At 56.3% G+C, this 11,147-nt stretch carries 7 protein-coding genes and 2 pseudogenes; 4 read left to right on the top strand and 5 right to left on the bottom strand.

Annotated elements, in window-relative coordinates; all coding sequences use genetic code 11:
• Positions 1-992: pseudogene (locus tag EKM04_RS11260) on the bottom strand (hypothetical protein); the annotation flags it as partial.
• Between the two features lie 71 nt (positions 993-1,063).
• Between EKM04_RS11260 and EKM04_RS11255 the strand changes: the two are divergent.
• A pseudogene (locus EKM04_RS11255) lies at positions 1,064-1,581 on the top strand (IS5 family transposase); the annotation flags it as partial.
• Between the two features lie 62 nt (positions 1,582-1,643).
• On the opposite strand, the gene eno reads toward EKM04_RS11255, so the two are convergent.
• From eno to EKM04_RS11240, 3 genes are all read right to left on the bottom strand, one after another.
• Positions 1,644-2,918: a phosphopyruvate hydratase gene (gene eno / locus EKM04_RS11250; RefSeq protein WP_077100957.1), complete on the bottom strand. Its 1,275-nt coding sequence runs from the start codon at positions 2,916-2,918 to the stop codon at positions 1,644-1,646.
• A 223-nt stretch (positions 2,919-3,141) separates the two neighbouring features.
• The gene (gene kdsA / locus EKM04_RS11245; protein WP_183897339.1) at positions 3,142-3,990 is read right to left on the bottom strand and encodes a 3-deoxy-8-phosphooctulonate synthase; all 849 of its coding nucleotides are present in this window, start codon (positions 3,988-3,990) and stop codon (positions 3,142-3,144) included.
• Complete coding sequence (locus EKM04_RS11240) at positions 3,990-4,862, bottom strand: VOC family protein (protein ID WP_183897338.1); 873 nt, start codon at positions 4,860-4,862, stop codon at positions 3,990-3,992. The genes kdsA and EKM04_RS11240 overlap by 1 nt, the downstream gene beginning before the upstream one ends.
• A 204-nt stretch (positions 4,863-5,066) precedes the next feature.
• Here EKM04_RS11240 and lexA point away from each other — a divergent pair, with 204 nt between their 5' ends.
• Together lexA and EKM04_RS11230 are read left to right on the top strand one after the other, a co-directional pair.
• Positions 5,067-5,780: a transcriptional repressor LexA gene (lexA, locus tag EKM04_RS11235; RefSeq protein WP_183897337.1), complete on the top strand. Its 714-nt coding sequence runs from the start codon at positions 5,067-5,069 to the stop codon at positions 5,778-5,780.
• 395 nt (positions 5,781-6,175) lie between these two features.
• The gene (locus tag EKM04_RS11230) at positions 6,176-6,853 is read left to right on the top strand and encodes a glutathione S-transferase family protein (RefSeq protein ID WP_183897336.1); all 678 of its coding nucleotides are present in this window, start codon (positions 6,176-6,178) and stop codon (positions 6,851-6,853) included.
• 21 nt (positions 6,854-6,874) lie between these two features.
• Here the strand turns inward: EKM04_RS11230 and EKM04_RS11225 are convergent, their stop codons facing one another.
• Entirely contained in the window at positions 6,875-9,361 is a 2,487-nt protein-coding gene (locus EKM04_RS11225) for a ComEC/Rec2 family competence protein (RefSeq protein WP_252094059.1), read from the bottom strand.
• 260 nt (positions 9,362-9,621) lie between these two features.
• Between EKM04_RS11225 and gltA the strand changes: the two genes are divergently transcribed.
• A complete protein-coding gene (gltA, locus tag EKM04_RS11220) occupies positions 9,622-10,911 on the top strand; it encodes a citrate synthase (protein WP_113492019.1) in 1,290 nt (429 codons plus the stop codon).
• Positions 10,912-11,147 lie beyond the last annotated feature (236 nt).

The following is an 11,147-nucleotide window of genomic DNA, read 5'->3' as shown; positions in this document are numbered from 1 at the left end:
ACACGCGTCACAGCGCCCCCGGAGCCAACGACAGTGTTTCCACCTGTTCCCGATTGGCCGGGGACCCGCAAATCTCCGACTCCGCCTGCTCCGCCAAATGCCCCCGGGCCGGTACTGCCTGCACCAGTTGCGGCTCCACCACCGTTACCACCTATTGCCATGACGAGGCTTCCTAGAGACGTATTACCCCCATTTGCTCCGGCCAACCCTCCCGCTCCAATCGTCACAGGTTGACTTGGTGATAAATCAGCTTTGGATTTTAAGGCCATCGAGTATTCGCCAGCCCCACCTCCTGTTCCGATTGTGAGGTCTGTTGAATTGTTTACTGCTGCGCCTCCGCCGCCTCCGCCTCCGACTGCCTCAATAACTGCGAAAACGAGGTTTGCATCGGGTACGTACGTTCCAGACGCGGTAATCAAGCGGAACTTAACAACCTGAATAGCACCAGATAGACCGAGCACTCCCTTCATGGCGCTAGTGTCCGCGCTCGCAAGAATATCTCTTGCCTTAGCCGTAAGATCAGTCGTGGCATAGCTGTTTGCCGCGTTCTGATATAGCAGCTTGTTTGCCGCGCCCCCGAGTGCCAAGAGGGATCGGGCAAGCGCGGGAAAGTCGGCAAGCGCCCCAGTGTTCCCCGAGGCGAAATACGGCAGCTTGTTTGCGGCGGGTGTGAGAGCCGCCAGAGCGGCCAGCGTCGGCTTGTCGAGGCGCGCAAGGTATTCGGCCAATCTCTGCGTATTGAGGATCGTCTGCTGGCCGTTGCTGGTGTCGTAGGTCAGCCAGTAGGACTTGCCGCTCGCAGATGGACCCGCCCACGGGACAGCCAACTCCAATTCGATGTCGCTGACAATCGTTGTAGCCGGTGCAGAGAGGCCATCGACGCCAAGAACGCCCGGAACAATGCCACTCGTCAGCCAGCCTGTCCCGGTTCCGGTCACGGTGGTGCTGCCAGCGGTCACGGTTACCGTGCCCTGTGTGTAGGGTGTGGTCATGTTGGGTTATCCCTTTTTCAGGTGCCATTCGGAACATTCTTGAAAATGAAACACCCGAATTGCTGCACCGTGTAGCCGCCGATCCTGATCTGAAGTGGCTTTCGATCGATGCGACCGTGATTCGGGCGCAGGCCCAAGCTGCTGGTGGCCGACGAAAAAGGGGGGCTCGCAAGCCCAGGCTCTCGGTCGCTCCCGCGGTGGATTTGGCAGTAAAATCCATGCGGTAGTTGACGCGTTGGGCCTACCGGTTCGCTTCCATCTTGGACCGGGACAGCAGAATGACATGGCTCCAGCTTGCGATCTTGTCCGGGGTATACCCGCCAAACAGGTGCTGGCAGACCGCGCCTATGATGCCGATAGCCTGCACGACATCATTCTCGAACAGGGCGGCGAGCCGGTCATCCCGCCGCGCCGCCATCGCAAGTATCAGCACGCCTACGACCGCATCGCATACAAGGCCCGATGGGGTATCGAAAGCTTCTTCGCAAAGCTCAAGCAGTGGCGGCGTATCGCAACACGCTATGACAAAATCGCCGCAAACTTCATGGGCTTCATCAAAATCGCAAGCATAATGCTCTGGCTCAAATGATTAAATTGTCACTACAGCCTAGAGCGTTTCCTTGTTAAATGGAAACGCTCTAGGTGGGAGGCTTAGCCGCGCAGGATTGAGCGGCCTGCGTAAGCTGCCTGCGGACCGAGCATTTCTTCGATACGGATCAACTGATTGTACTTTGCCAGACGGTCGGAGCGCGAAAGCGAGCCGGTCTTGATCTGTCCGCAGTTGGTCGCAACGGCGAGATCGGCAATCGTTGAATCTTCCGTCTCACCGGAGCGGTGAGACATGACGGCGGTGTATCCAGCCTTGTGCGCCGTCTCGACAGCGTCGAGCGTTTCCGTCAGAGAACCGATCTGGTTGACCTTGACGAGGATGGAGTTGGCCACGCCCATCTTGATACCGTCACGCAGGCGCGCGGAGTTCGTGACGAAAAGATCGTCGCCGACGAGCTGAACCTTGGAGCCGATCTTGTCGGTCAGGTATTTCCAGCCGTCCCAGTCGTCTTCGGCCATGCCGTCTTCGATGGAGATGATCGGATATTTGCCTGCGAGTTCGGCAAGGTAATCCGCCATTGCTTCCGGCTCGAGCGTACGGCCCTCGCCTTCCATCTCGTATTTGCCGTTCTTGAAGAACTCGGTGGACGCGCAATCGAGAGCCAGTGCGACATCGTCGCCCGGCTTGTAGCCAGCCTTTTCGACCGACTTCATGATGAAGTCGAGTGCTTCAGGCGCGCTCTTCAGGCCCGGCGCGAAACCGCCTTCATCGCCAACATTGGTGTTGAAACCCTGTGCCGACAGCTCTTTTTTCAGAACATGGAAGATTTCCGCACCGATGCGCACGGCGTCACGGATATTTTCCGCACCAACCGGCATGATCATGAATTCCTGGAAATCGATCGGATTGTCGGCATGCGCGCCACCGTTGATGATGTTCATCATCGGAACCGGCAAAAGATGCGCGTTGGGGCCGCCAACATAACGATAAAGCGGCAGCCCGGTGGTTTCTGCCGCAGCCTTGGCTACAGCCAGAGAAACGCCGAGAATGGCGTTAGCGCCCAGGCGTGACTTGTTGGGCGTGCCGTCCAGCTCGATCAGTGTCTGGTCGACATGGATCTGGCTTTCAGCATCGAAACCACCCAACGCATCGAAGATTTCCGTGTTGACTGCTTCGACTGCCTTTTCAACACCCTTACCGAGATAACGCTTGCCACCGTCGCGCAATTCGACGGCTTCATGCGCACCCGTCGACGCACCCGATGGAACCGCAGCACGGCCAAAGGAACCGTCTTCGAGATAGACATCGACCTCAACGGTCGGGTTGCCACGGCTGTCGAGAATTTCGCGTGCGATGATGTCGGTAATGGCTGTCATGATCTCTCCCTTTGGGACTGGAACAGGATTTTCAGTTGCCTGTCTTAGAGCGCATACTGAAAACTGTGAAGCGCTTTTACGATGAGTGGCGCGATAAACAGAGCGTCGTGATGACGACTCGATTGAATTTCCTTAGCCGATTTAGACGACCATCAAGAAATTACAATGACGGCGCCCGTTCAGGCGCCGACTGTCCATAAAAGTCGATTGAGGCCAAAAACCGTCAAGCCGATTTGGCGATGTCGTCGAAGGCCAGCAACTTCTCCAGAAGCTTGGGCATGTCTTTCAGATGAACCATATTCGGGCCATCCGACGGCGCATTGTCCGGATCTTCGTGCGTTTCGACGAAGAGACCGGCAATACCGACTGCAACGGCTGCGCGCGAAAGTGTTTCCACGAATTCCCGCTGGCCTCCCGTTGAGCCGCCCTGCCCGCCTGGCTGTTGAACCGAGTGGGTCGCATCGAAGACGACAGGCGCGCCGAGTGAGGCCATGATGGGCAAAGAGCGCATGTCGGACACCAGCGTGTTGTAGCCGAACGAGGCGCCGCGTTCGCACAAAAGGACGTTCGGATTGCCGCTATCGTTCAACTTGGCCAGAACGTTCTTCATATCCCAGGGCGCTAGAAACTGGCCCTTCTTGACGTTGATCACACGGCCCGTCTTGGCGGCAGCAACAAGAAGGTCTGTTTGTCGGCTCAGGAAAGCAGGGATTTGCAGAATGTCGATGACAGGCGCGACAATGGCGCACTGCTCCTCCGTGTGAATGTCTGACAGAACCGGAAATCCGAACTGCTCTTTCAGCTCCGCAAAGACCTCCAGCGCCTTATCGATGCCAATGCCACGCTGTCCCGACAGAGATGTGCGGTTGGCCTTGTCGTAGGAAGACTTGTAGACCAGCCCGATCCCAAGCCTGCCGCAAAGTTCGGCGAGGTTTTCCGCAATCATGAAGGCATGATCACGGCTTTCCATCTGGCACGGCCCGGCGATGAGCGAGAAACGCTTCGTGTTGGAAAAGGTTACCTGCCCGGCTCCTTCGCCGACGACAACATCAAGATTGTTGCGAACGCTCATCATAACTCCTCGAAAGCAAATATTGCGCCTTGGCCGGAGGCTGGCTGAACCAGCACCCGAGCGCCCTTACGCGTGTATGCAACGCCATTAGCAGCAAGCACGGCTGCTGTCACGGCGAGATCGGACACGGAAAAGACAATTGCTTCACCGTTCAACCCCGGACCGATACGTTGCTGGGATACGTCAAGGAGATGCCGGGCTGCTGCCTGTGTAACGAGCCGAAGGCCAACGTTCGATGCCTGGAAATAAAGTTCTTCCTCATCTCCGCCAACGGCCTTCGCTTCGAAAACCAACTCTATCAGGCGCTCAAAGTTGCTGGGTCTGTCTGCACTCAGCACGACCTCACGAATACCGATGACGCCGTTTTTGTGGCCCTCAAGATCGGAGCGATCAGCCGGAAGTGCTGCGATGCGCTGGCACGAAAAAAAGAAGACATCACTCACGTTGTCGCCTGCGAAGGCCAGTCGAAAGCTCGCCTGCGAGGTGTTGCCATCCGGCAATGTCACGGGACGACTGAATGAGAATGGATCCCCGCCGGATAAACCTGCCGCAACAAACTGCTCATGATCCGAATCGGCATTGTCGCTCTTGGCAACAAGGGCAGATATTCCGTTCGGGCCACGCTTATCGCGAAAGCGTTTATCCCTTGAGACGAAGGCGATCCCGCTCACGGCATTCATCGAATACGTATCGGCATCGCTGATTGCCAATGGCTCCAGATAGGTTCCATCCTTCAAAAAGACGCAGGCGTTCTCTGTGCCGAACGGATGTTTGGCACGCGCAGAGACGGTAAAACCGAGCGCTGAAAGGCGTTCACGTGCCTCCTTCAGGCTCGAAACCGGCAGGACAAGGTGATCGATGTCGCGAGCCATTTGAAAATCCACATCCGTTTATCGGCGACAAACAACGCCGTGTTCCTATAACATTTCCTACAGGACGATGATGTCACGCGCAAAGACACACAATAATAGGAACTTTACAAAATTTTAGGGGATTGCAGAACACATATGGAACATATAGTGTCTGTTCTGTATTTGTTTCGCGAATCTTCGCCTCGAAATCCAAGGGTATTGTCCATGCTCACGCGCAAACAGCAGGAATTGCTTCTCTTCATTCATGAACGGATGAAGGAATCGGGCGTGCCCCCCTCCTTCGATGAAATGAAGGACGCACTCGACCTCGCCTCGAAATCCGGCATTCACAGGCTGATAACAGCCTTGGAAGAACGCGGATTCATTCGCCGACTACCCAATCGTGCCCGGGCGCTCGAAGTCATCAAGCTTCCTGAGTCCTACACTCCCCCAGCAAAGCCGCCACGCGGGTTTTCACCAAGCGTGATTGAAGGCAGCCTCGGCAAATCGAAGACAGTCGAGCCGCCAGCACCGGCAAACGACGCCCTGTCCAACGCCGTCAGTGTTCCTGTCATGGGACGCATCGCAGCAGGCGTTCCCATCTCCGCCATTCAAAACAATACGCATGACGTTGTCGTGCCCATGGATATGCTGGGTTCAGGCGAGCATTATGCGCTTGAGGTCAAAGGCGATTCGATGATCGAGGCGGGAATTTTTGACGGCGATACTGTCATTATTCGCGACGGAAGCACAGCAAGCCCCGGCGATATCGTTGTTGCGCTCGTGGATGATGAGGAGGCGACATTGAAGCGTTTCCGCCGCAAGGGCGCATCCATTGCATTGGAAGCTGCAAACCCGGCGTACGAGACACGAATTTTTGGACCGGATCGTGTAAAAATCCAAGGCAAGCTGGTCGGTCTCATTCGTCGGTACCATTGAGCACATCGCATGGTTTGGGTCGCGAAATTCTCTGGCGTTTTCTCGCCACAGCGCGGCTTCCGCTGCGCTGATTTCGTCTCAAATTGCTGCTGATTGCTGGAGCCTTGATTTTGATGGTCGCGGGAGTGCGATTTGCGCCGCGTTATCCCGTCACGTTACCGCCGGTATGTTGGCGATGACCTTGATGTCATGAGCCGCATGACGATTGCGCTTCCAGATGTTTTTCAGTGATGTGTTCATGATGGCCTTTGACCCGGAAGTCGTGTCGAAGCACCCCTTTTTTCAGTCTCGCATGGATTACCAAGCATCAAATAAATTGAAGTCTTCCATCTCGTAGGCCCTCTGTATCCATCACATGACCTGCGGTAACACGGTTCTTCAACAGGGGGCTTCGGATGTATCAGCTTTACATAACCAATAAGAACTACTCTTCCTGGTCCTTGCGGCCCTGGGTCCTGATGGAAGAACTTGCTATACCGTTTGAGGAAAAGCTGGTGCCGTTTGGGGAGACTGTTCACGACTTCCAGTCGTTCTCGCCAACAGGCAAGGTCCCATGCCTCGTTGATGGTGATCTTACGATTTGGGAATCCGTTTCGATCATTGAATATTTGGGCGAACGACACCCAGGTGTTTGGGCCGATGACGCGAAAGCACGCGCTTGGTCCAGGTCAGCGGTTGCGGAAATGCATGCGGGCTTCTCGACGCTGCGCAACCAGCACCCCATGTGCGTCGGTCTACGGATCAAACCAAGCCAGATCACCGGGAGCCTCCAGCATGACATCTCCCGCATCGATGCTCTATGGCAGCAGGGCCTTTCTGAGTTCGGAGGTCCATTTCTTGCTGGACAGACCCTCACGGCGGTTGATGCTTTTTTCTGCCCTGTTGCGTTTCGGTTTCAGACTTATGGAACGGGTTTGTCGGAGAAAAGTGAGACCTACAAGCAATTGCTGCTGTCTCTTCCGTCCATGAAGAAATGGGAAACAGCGGCACTGCAGGAGGTTTGGCGCGATGCCGAGCATGAGGCTGAAGCGAGAGCATCTGGAGAGTGGCTGGAAGACTTGCGCACCAGATAGGTAAATGATCGGAGCGGGCGCCTATTGGCTGACAGACAGCATCTGCTGGATATGATCAGGCAATGCGTCATCGTAGCTTTTGCTACGCCAATCGTAGCTGCGATGCATCGTCCACAACCGGTTCTGTCCCTGCATCGCGGCTTTGGCACGCGCAACAGGCCGCCCCTGCCCTCCAAGCCAAAGTTCGAGGGATCCCGTGCGTCGCAATGTGTCTGCGCTGATGAGAAGAGCACCGGAGCGACACGCGGCGAACGGAGATCGGCGTGTCGTCACCACGATATCGGCACTATCGCATGCCGTGCCTGTGAAGGCGGTGTTAAAGACAACGGCGATCGTGACGTCCTTGTCCGATTTCGCAATGCACCACATGTCTTTACGGCAGGTGAAAAAGCCGACGGTTGACGCGGCGGTCTTCATGTCTCGCGTGGCGTTTCTGCGTTCAGCATCCGTCAGAGCCGCAAAACGCCGAGATGATGGAGCCGTGGTCTCTCCCGGGTCGTCGTCATCCGGTGGCGGCGCGTCTATAATCTTTGCTCCCACATGCTGAGCTGGCAGCGGCAGTGCTCTTTCCCATTGTTCGTAAACGAAACCGGAACCTCGCTGTTTCGTGGTTGCAACGGCATCTTTCGACAGCAGAGCGACGAGAGAGCCATCTTCGTAAATCAACACATCCGGCTTGATGCGCCATTGCTCTGTCACAAGCATCATCAGCCCAGCGACTATGAAGGGAATCCCGATCAGGGCAAGCCGTGTCCGCAGCAGTGCGATCAGCATGAAGCCGGTCGTTGATACCGCGAGAAACCATCCGTTCTGGCGTCCAATTGTGGTGTCGCCACCCCAGCTCGACACTTCCTTGGCTATCTCGATGACCATCGCCATGCCGTAACCCATGACCTTGATAAAGGGGCCATCCAGTCCGAACGGCATCAGCAGCATGCCCACAAGCCCAAACGGCATGACGATGAGCGACATGATCGGCATGGCGGCAAGGTTGGCGGCCAGACCATAGGCGGTGATCCGGTGAAAATGTTCGATGGAATAGATGGCGGTCGAGATGCCACCGATCAGTGACGTGATGACGACACCACCGATGATGGTTGCCGCTTTGGAGCACAGCGACACCCACCACGGCGGACGCGCCGTCGTCAATCGCTCTCGGTCGCCGCGCCATCTGCTCCATGCGGCATAACCGGAAACCAGCGCAATTGTTGCGGCGAAGGACATCTGAAAGCTTGGGCCCATGACTTCATGCGGCGATATCAGGATGATGACGATTGCCGACAGCGCCACGTTGCGCAAGCTGATCGACGGCCTGTCGACCAACACGGCAAACAGCATGATCGACATCATCAACCAAGCGCGCTCGGCTGAGACCGCAAAACCGGAAATGAGGTAGTATGCCAGCGTCATCAGGAGTGCGGCAAAGGCGGATATTTTCTTGACCGGCCAACGCTGCGAAAACCTCGGAAACAGGCTGAATGCTGTGCGCAGTCCCACAAAGAAGATGCCGGCCGCAAGCGCCATATTGAGCCCCGAGATCGCAACGATGTGCGCCAGCCCCGAAACGCGAAGCGCCTCCATGGTATCGTTGGAAATCGCACGTCTCTCATCGGTGACAATCGATGCCGCAAAGGCACCGGCATCCCCACCGATCAAGTCACGAATACGCTGGGCGATGTTGCTTCGAAGTGTGTAGAGCCACGTATCGGCGGTTTGGGTCCACGTCTTTGTTTCTGGCTGTTCCTGACTTGACGGCATAGCCTTTGGTGCGCCGTAGAAAAATCCGGTTGCACCGATGCCGTTGAAGAAAGACGAGAAGGCGAAATCGTTGAGCCCGGGTAGTGCCGGACCGGAAGGCGGTGAAAGGCGGGCCTTGCCGCTGATTGTCTGGCCGATGCCAATCGCCTCATGGCGACTGCGCGACACGACTGAGACGTGTTTCGGCGGGCGTGTAAGGGTCGGGTCCGAGGTGGATTTCAGTTCGATCAGATATCGCCAATACCCCCTGGCATCCAGTTCTCGGCGCTCAACCGTACCGCTGACGGTCGTCGTGACGGGCGTATCGAGAATGACAGTCCCTGCCCGCCTTGCCTCCCAGTCAGAGAGGAGCATCCCCGCCAGAACGAGTGTCAGTGCCTTGAAAACAGCAGGCGTCACGCCCGGATGATGATATGTGGCAACGGCCAGGGCGGCCAAGCAAATGGCGACGCCTGAAAGTATCAATACTGATGGTGTTACAGGAAGGAAAAACCAGAGGGCCGCGCCTGCCGCGATGAACACCGGAACGAAAAGAAAGCCTTGCCGATAGGCATCTTCCTGCGCAACACACCGACGAAACCATTCGTAGACCCGGAAGGTCAGAGGTTTCACGCGGTCTGGCGTCTGACCGGATGAGGCTATAGCGCCTCTTGAAGTATGCAAAGGAGACAACAGATCATCGAGGTCCGTCTGTGAGACGAAACCCGTTGCTGCAGCACGGATATGCCGTTTGTCTTCCTGAACGTTCACACGACTGGCGCCCCCTGCCGCAGGGGCTTAGTTTGCAACCGGAAAAGGCAGATTGCAACGGCTTGCGTGATTAAGGAAGCATTGACCTAGAATGAAACAGGATGCCGTAGAAATGCTCCATTTCAGGACTTTGGAATGCCGCGATGCACAATTCGGCCTTTGAATAGCTTGGCTTTATCGCGCAGATCATATAGCTAAATCGCTGACGCTTAAACTGGCTGATGCGTCCCCGCATCGCCTGCATATTTCGGAGGTATGGTATGACGGAAACTAGCGCGACAGTGACACTCGGCGATAATAAGGTCGATCTTCCTGTCCGAGAAGGCACGATCGGACCTAAGGTCGTCGATATCGGCACGCTTTACAAAAATACCGGCACCTTCACCTACGACCCCGGCTTTACATCGACTGCGTCTTGCGAGTCCAAGATCACCTACATCGATGGCGACGAAGGCGTTCTGTTGCACCGCGGCTACCCTATCGAGCAACTGGCCGAACAGGGTGACTTCCTCGAAACCTGCTATCTGCTGCTCTACGGCGAACTGCCCACGACCGCGCAGAAGAAGGATTTCGACACCCGCGTGACGCGCCACACCATGGTGCATGAGCAGATGAGCCGCTTCTTCACCGGCTATCGCCGCGACGCCCACCCGATGGCCGTCATGTGCGGCACGGTCGGCGCACTCTCTGCCTTCTATCACGACTCGACCGACATCACCGATCCGCATCAGCGCATGGTCGCCTCGCTGCGAATGATCGCCAAGATGCCGACGATTGCGGCAATGGCCTATAAATACCACATCGGCCAGCCCTTCGTGTATCCGAAGAACGACCTGGACTACGCGTCCAACTTCCTCAACATGTGCTTTGCCGTGCCATGCGAAGATTACAAGGTCGATCCGGTACTGGCTCGCGCCATGGATCGCATCTTCATCCTGCATGCAGACCACGAGCAGAACGCATCGACATCTACGGTTCGCCTTGCCGGCTCTTCCGGTGCAAACCCGTTCGCGTGTATTGCCGCTGGCATCGCCTGCCTTTGGGGCCCTGCTCACGGTGGCGCCAACGAAGCTGCGCTCAACATGCTCAACGAAATCGGTTCGGTCGATCGCATTCCTGAATACATCGCCCGCGCCAAGGACAAGAACGACCCGTTCCGCCTGATGGGCTTTGGTCACCGCGTCTATAAGAACTACGACCCGCGCGCCAAGATCATGCAGAAGACGATGTATGAAGTTCTGGAAGCCACCGGCAATGGTGACGACCCGATCATGCAGGTTGCTCTCGAGCTCGAGAAGATTGCTCTGTCCGATCCCTACTTTGTCGAGAAGAAGCTATATCCGAACGTCGATTTCTACTCTGGCATCACGCTGAAGGCGCTCGGCTTCCCAACGACCATGTTCACCGTTCTGTTCGCGCTCGCCCGCACCGTCGGCTGGATCGCACAGTGGAACGAAATGATCGAAGATCCGCAGCAGCGCATTGGCCGCCCTCGCCAGCTCTATACGGGCGCGGCAAAGCGCGATTACACACCAGTCTCAAAGCGCTAAGCTTTAACCGTTATAACGAACAAAAAAGCCGGGTTTTCTGCCCGGCTTTTTCTACGATTATAGCTGTATCAACAATGTTCAGTGCCATTATCAATGCGTCGACATCCCTGAAAACGTCTCCGTTCAGGCGTTTTCAGTGTCGCGCGTACGATCTCCGGCGGGCTGATTTCTTGGACGTTTCTTTCCTAAATGGAGACGGCACGCAAGAAGCCATCGCGGGCGAAATGCATCTCCTC

The sequence above is a fragment of the Rhizobium skierniewicense Ch11 genome (assembly GCF_023757665.1).
Lineage (GTDB): Bacteria > Pseudomonadota > Alphaproteobacteria > Rhizobiales > Rhizobiaceae > Agrobacterium > Agrobacterium skierniewicense.
Note: the sequence above shows the minus strand (reverse complement) of the source record. Positions and strands in the feature narration are given on the sequence as shown.

What these genes read in the sequence shown, in the direction of transcription:
- eno (WP_077100957.1), bottom strand. Translation starts at nt 2,918, where the DNA reads ATGACAGCCATTACCGACATCATCGCACGCGAAATTCTCGACAGCCGT.
- kdsA (WP_183897339.1), bottom strand. Translation starts at nt 3,990, where the DNA reads ATGAGCGTTCGCAACAATCTTGATGTTGTCGTCGGCGAAGGAGCCGGG.
- EKM04_RS11230 (WP_183897336.1), top strand. Translation starts at nt 6,176, where the DNA reads ATGTATCAGCTTTACATAACCAATAAGAACTACTCTTCCTGGTCCTTG.
- EKM04_RS11240 (WP_183897338.1), bottom strand. Translation starts at nt 4,862, where the DNA reads ATGGCTCGCGACATCGATCACCTTGTCCTGCCGGTTTCGAGCCTGAAG.
- lexA (WP_183897337.1), top strand. Translation starts at nt 5,067, where the DNA reads ATGCTCACGCGCAAACAGCAGGAATTGCTTCTCTTCATTCATGAACGG.
- gltA (WP_113492019.1), top strand. Translation starts at nt 9,622, where the DNA reads ATGACGGAAACTAGCGCGACAGTGACACTCGGCGATAATAAGGTCGAT.